The organism is uncultured Gemella sp. (genome assembly GCF_963525875.1).
GTDB lineage: Bacteria > Bacillota > Bacilli > Staphylococcales > Gemellaceae > Gemella.
The window spans coordinates 1-5,030 of the sequence record NZ_CAURMG010000065.1; the positions used below are offsets into that span (position 1 = coordinate 1).

Consider the following 5,030-nt stretch of genomic DNA (forward strand, 5'->3'; position numbering starts at 1 on the left):
AAGATGGAATGTTCCCTCCGGCTTTGAAGAATTCGTCCGTGCTTTCACCTGCTTTCTTAGTGAAATACACACCTATTGCTAGCATAGCTAGTAGATAAATTACTAAAACTATACTATTTAACGTACCAAATCCTATTTTGTCCATGGTACTCCCCTCCTACTTATTAATTTTTTATAATGTGGCTTTTAGTCGAATCGACTATTTTTCCTTCACTTTCCTTATTTGTATTAAAGATTATAATCTTTAACTAATTTTTCTACTTCTGGTAATTTTTCAGGATCAAAAACTTTCATAGGTTTTTTACAATATCCTGCATCTATACCTTTTACTTTTAAGATTTCTTTTAATGTTTGGTATAAACCAAGTTCTAATACTTTTTCAATTACATCATTTGCTTTGTGTTGAAGTTCGTAAGCTTCTTCTACTTTACCTTCTTTAGCAAGTTCAAAGATTTTTTTGCTTGTTTTACCATTAACGTTATATGTAGAACCGATAGCTCCATCTACTCCAGATATAGCAGCTTGAACTAACATTTCATCAAATCCAGACCAAATTAATTTGTCTGGGAATCTTCTTCTGAATCTTTCTAATTGATAGAAGTCTGCCGCAGTGTATTTAACACCGATAACTTTTTCATTATCTAGTAATTCAGAGAATTGTTCTAAGCTGATTTTCACCCCAGTTAATGTTGGAATGTAGTAAAGAATCATGCTATTATCAGTTGCATTGATAATTGTTTCATAGTAATCTTTGATTTCTTTAAATGATAAAGGATAGTAGAATGGTGTAACTGCAGATAATGAATCATATCCTAATTCAGTTGTGTATTTTGCTAATTCTACCGCTTCATTTAAGTCTAAAGAACCTACTTGTGCAATAAGTTTTGCTCTATCACCAACTACTTCTTTAACAAATTTGAAAATTTGTTTTTTTTGTGCTGTGTTTAGTAGGAAGTTTTCCCCACTACTTCCGTTAACGTATAAACCGTCAACCCCACAAACATTAAGATTGTGCTCAATTACTTGGCGTAATCCCTCTTCTTTCACTTCACCTTTTTCATCAAAAGGAATAAGTAATGCTGAATAAATACCTTTTAAATCTTTCATTTTTTTGTCCTCCGTTATTTAAAAATAATTTAACACATTAAATTTTAATACACCTTCATTTTAAAACGTTTTCTTTATTTTGTCAATAGAAAACGCTTAAATTATATAAAATATTTTACCGTCTATAAACATTGATGTAACAACGTTTGTCTTTGTCCTGTTGTAGAAACCCAAAAAAATAATTAAAAATAACTTGTATAGATAACTATCATTTATTTAACACATTATGTATTTTAAAAATAAAAAAAGAAACTCAAAAACTATAGTTAATTCTAGTTTTTGAATTTCTTGTGTTTTAATTTATTGTGTAATTATTTGTCGTAGCTACCTATTAAGAACATAGAACCTTCTAGCTCAAAAGTATCGCAAGCTGTTGTTAAGATAAAACTATCTCCTTTTTTTACATCGAAACTATCTCCACCTACTCTTATCACTCCACTACCTTCTAGTACAGTAAATAAGTTTCCTGTTTTGTTTTTCTCTAATGTTACTTTTCCTGAAACATCTAGTTTATACACGGCGAAATATCTTTCGTCAGCTAAGTATGTGATAGTAGCCCCTTCTTTGTTTTCTACTTCTCTAGTCGTAGCTACTTTTTTAAATGGAACTTTTGTTACATCTTTAGTTTTTTCAATATGAAGTTCGCGTTTATTACCATCTTTGCCTACACGATCGTAGTCGTATACCCTGTATGTTGTATCAGAGTTTTGTTGCACTTCATATATTAATATACCTTCTCCAATAGCGTGTAAAGTTCCTGCTGGAATATAGAAGAAATCACCTTTTTGTACACCTTCTTCCACAAAAAGCTTATCCCACTCTTCATTATCAATAGCCGCATCAAACTCTTCTTTTGTTTTAGCGGTATGTCCATATATTAGTTTTGAATCTTCTTTAGCGTCTAGAACGTACCAACATTCTGTCTTACCTAGCTCACCATTTTCATTAATGCGTGCATAATCATCTTCTGGGTGAACTTGTGCCGATAGATTATCACTTGCGTCTAATATTTTAATTAATAAAGGATATTTATCATATTTTTTCTCTGTAAATAGTTGTGGGTTTTTAGCGTAAGCTTCTTTTAACGTTAAGCCTGCTAGTTCTCCGTTAACTATTTTTGAACTACCATTATCATGAGCCGCAACAACCCACGCTTCTCCTATATTCCCTTCAGGTATATCAAAGTTAAAACTTTCTAAGTTTCTTCCTCCCCAAATCCTTTCGCAAAATACCGGCTCTAAAAATACTATTTTATCCATTCCGCTCTCCTATATAATTTTTTATTACTCAACTATTTCTTACCAAATCATTATAACATATAACTTATAACATTAATAATAAAGTTATAAAACCTTATTCAAAAAATCTTATAAGAAATTTCTTACAAACTATTTTCAAAAGTACTCTTTTATGATAACATAACGTTGACAGCATCTTCATAAGTTGATGATTTTATCCAATTTATGAATTTAATAAATAATAAGGTAGGTATATATATATGTTTTTAGGAATAGATATCGGTGGTACTAGTATAAAGTTTGCAGTTATTGATGATAACTATAAAATTATTCACTATGAAACTTGTAAAACACCAGACAATGTAACAACAAAAATTACGGATGAACTATTTAGAATCGCTAGCAAAATTCGCGAAAGCTATAACTTTTCTGCCGCAGGTATTTCTGCAGCTGGAGTAATCGATAATGTAAATATGGAAGTTATCCGTTCTGCTCCAACTATTAAAAATTATTTAGGGACAAACTTTAAAAAAGATTTTGGAGACCGTCTAGGTATTGATGTTTACGCTGATAACGATGTTAACTGTGCGTTACTTGGGGAACAATGGTTAGGTGGAGCTAAAGGTCTTGATGAAGTATTCTGCATGGCTTTAGGAACTGGTATTGGAGGAGCTTATTACTTAACTAGCTTACCATTTGGTTCAAACTTCAGTGTAGGAGAAATCGGACAATCTGTTTATGACGCGGATACTGACACTACATACGAACAACGTGCATCTACTATAGCTCTAGACCGCAAAATTAAAGCTGAAATGTACGAAGGTTTAAGCGTTATTGAATTTTTTGACCTTTGTAAACGCGATGACTCTACTGCACTTAAAGTACTTGATGAATGGTTATACGAAGTTGCTCGCGGTATAGTTAATCTATTATGTATTTTAGATCCTAAATACATAATTATTGGTGGAGCTGTATCTGCACAAGGAGATTATTTATTAAATAAATTAGAAGCAAAAGTTCGTGAACTTCACCCAATTAAAATCAATAAAACTAAGTTCCTAGCGGCTGAATTAGGTAATGATGCTGCGCTTTACGGAGCGATTAGTCCATTCGTAAAAAAATAATATAAAACCTAAAAGAATCTGTACCGACCCCAAAAAGTTAGACCAAAAATCTAACTTTTTGGAGGTCGGTATTTTTATGTCAAAATATACATTTGAATTAAAAAAGAAAGTAGTATTAGAGTACCTAAATGGAAGTATTGGATACATACCATTAGCGAAAAAGTATGATATAAAATCTCATAGTAATATTGAAATTTGGGTTGCCAAATATAAGAAATATGGAGATGAAGCCTTACGTCGTTCAAGAAAAAATGAAGAATATTCTTTCGAAAAAAAGATATTTGTTGTAGAATTATACTTAACAAGTGAACTCTCGTACAATGACATTGCTTTACAAGAAGGTATAAATAATCCATCACTTATTTGTAACTGGGTTAATCTCTTCAGAGTAGCTGGTCCTGATGCATTGAGAGAGCGAAGGAAAGGTCGGGAAATTTCAATGGCTAAATCAACTAAAAAGTTAAGTAAGAAAACAAGTCAAACCACAAATGATAATATATCTAAAGAATATGTAAAAGAATTAGAAGATCAATTACTACAACTAAGGATAGAAAATGCATTTTTAAAAGAAGCGAGGAGATTGCGTTTAGCGGAAGAAGCAGAAATGAAAAGAAGGCGCGAATTATAAGCAGTCTCCGAGGAGAATTCATACTTAAAGACCTTCTTTTATATGCGAAAATGCCAAAAGCAACATATATGTACTGGCAGAAGAGATTCGATAGAGTTAATCCAGATAAAGAAATTGAAGAGAAAATATTAGAAATAAGAAAGAATAACAAAGATTATGGTTATAGACGTATATATGGTGCATTACGTAATTTAGGATATATAATAAATAAAAAGAAAGTTCAAAGAATTATACAAAAATTAGGCTTACAGGTTACATCATTCACTAGAAAAAGTAGAAAATACAATTCATATAAAGGAAAAATTGGAAAAACAGCTAAGAATAGAATTAGAAGACGATTCAATACTAATATTCCACATCAAAAAATCACTACAGATACAACTGAATTTAAATATTATGAAGTAAATGAAAAAGGTAAAGTAGTAGTAAAGAAACTTTATTTAGATCCATTTATGGATATGTATAATGGTGAGATAATAAGCTATAGTATAAGTGAGAGCCCATCAGCTAAAAATATAATGGATGCGCTAGAAAAAGCTATTAAAGTCACAGCTAAATCCCCTTATAGGAGAACTTTCCACTCTGATCAAGGATGGGCTTATCAAATGAAGGCATACTCGAAAAGGTTAAAAGAAGAACGTATTTACCAAAGTATGTCTAGAAAAGCAAATTGTTTGGATAATTCGGTAATGGAGAATTTCTTCGGAATATTAAAACAAGAGATATACTATGGAACAACATATAATAGTTATAGGGAACTGAAATTAGCTATTGAAAAATATATAAAATACTATAATGAAGAGAGAATAAAAGAGAAACTAGGATGGTTAAGTCCTAAGCAATATAGAATAAAACATATGACTGTATAAATATAAAAAAGATAGCGTAGCAGTCATTACAACTACTACGCTATCCTAAGTCTAACTTTTTGGG

Annotated in this window: 6 protein-coding genes; 3 read left to right on the forward strand and 3 right to left on the reverse strand. The window is 31.0% G+C overall.

The features are described 5' to 3' along the window. From RWQ73_RS07545 to manA, 3 genes are all read right to left on the reverse strand, one after another. Window positions 1–145, reverse strand: a 145-nt coding sequence (locus RWQ73_RS07545; protein WP_314407758.1) for a hypothetical protein, incomplete at its 3' end; no start/stop codon positions are given. Between the two features lie 83 nt (window positions 146–228). Continuing rightward, entirely contained in the window at window positions 229–1,107 is an 879-nt protein-coding gene (locus RWQ73_RS07550) for an N-acetylneuraminate lyase (protein ID WP_314407752.1), read from the reverse strand. Window positions 1,108–1,418: 311 nt separating this feature from the next. Beyond that, window positions 1,419–2,366 (reverse strand): mannose-6-phosphate isomerase, class I, encoded by a 948-nt coding sequence (gene manA, locus RWQ73_RS07555; RefSeq protein ID WP_314407753.1) that lies wholly within the window; start codon window positions 2,364–2,366, stop codon window positions 1,419–1,421. Window positions 2,367–2,605: 239 nt separating this feature from the next. On the opposite strand from manA, the gene RWQ73_RS07560 reads away from it, so the two are divergent. The 3 genes from RWQ73_RS07560 to RWQ73_RS07570 all read left to right on the forward strand — a co-directional run bounded on the left by RWQ73_RS07560 (window position 2,606) and on the right by RWQ73_RS07570 (window position 4,966). Further along, window positions 2,606–3,469 (forward strand): ROK family protein, encoded by an 864-nt coding sequence (locus RWQ73_RS07560; RefSeq protein WP_314407755.1) that lies wholly within the window; start codon window positions 2,606–2,608, stop codon window positions 3,467–3,469. 76 nt (window positions 3,470–3,545) lie between these two features. Then, complete coding sequence (locus RWQ73_RS07565) at window positions 3,546–4,097, forward strand: transposase (RefSeq protein ID WP_314407756.1); 552 nt, start codon at window positions 3,546–3,548, stop codon at window positions 4,095–4,097. Beyond that, a complete protein-coding gene (locus RWQ73_RS07570; protein WP_314407759.1) occupies window positions 4,028–4,966 on the forward strand; it encodes an IS3 family transposase in 939 nt (312 codons plus the stop codon). The genes RWQ73_RS07565 and RWQ73_RS07570 overlap by 70 nt, the downstream gene beginning before the upstream one ends. Window positions 4,967–5,030: the final 64 nt, after the last annotated feature.

What these genes read in the sequence shown, in the direction of transcription:
- RWQ73_RS07550 (WP_314407752.1), bottom strand. Translation starts at nt 1,107, where the DNA reads ATGAAAGATTTAAAAGGTATTTATTCAGCATTACTTATTCCTTTTGAT.
- manA (WP_314407753.1), bottom strand. Translation starts at nt 2,366, where the DNA reads ATGGATAAAATAGTATTTTTAGAGCCGGTATTTTGCGAAAGGATTTGG.
- RWQ73_RS07560 (WP_314407755.1), top strand. Translation starts at nt 2,606, where the DNA reads ATGTTTTTAGGAATAGATATCGGTGGTACTAGTATAAAGTTTGCAGTT.
- RWQ73_RS07565 (WP_314407756.1), top strand. Translation starts at nt 3,546, where the DNA reads ATGTCAAAATATACATTTGAATTAAAAAAGAAAGTAGTATTAGAGTAC.